Annotated in this window: 1 protein-coding gene; it reads left to right on the plus strand. The window is 46.3% G+C overall.

Annotation, left to right across the window (positions count from 1 at the left end; translation table 11 throughout):
- Nucleotides 1-393 (plus strand): ParB N-terminal domain-containing protein (locus tag HC175_RS19960; RefSeq protein ID WP_168139827.1); only part of this gene is annotated, 393 nt, incomplete at both ends.

Below are 393 nucleotides of genomic sequence, written 5' to 3' on the forward strand. Positions count from 1 at the left end.
GCTAAGGCGACGAAGAAACAGGCATTGGGAAGAGGGCTTTCGGCACTGCTGAAAGATCCGCAGAACGACATCAAATCGGCCGAAGATAAGAACGCAGATAAACTGGTAGGACATATCGTGGAACTTGAGCTTGCTGCCATTGAGGTAAATCCATTCCAGCCAAGAACCAGTTTTAATGAAGAGTCTCTGAGAGAACTGGCTTCTTCTATCCGCGAACTGGGTGTGATCCAGCCTATTACCGTTAGAAAACTCGATTACAATAAATACCAGTTGGTTTCGGGAGAAAGACGTTTTAGAGCTTCCAAACTGGTAGGACTGGAGACAATTCCGGCATATATAAGGATCGCCAATGACCAGGAATCCCTGGAAATGGCCCTCGTAGAAAATATCCAG

Source organism: Salinimicrobium oceani, assembly GCF_012037645.1.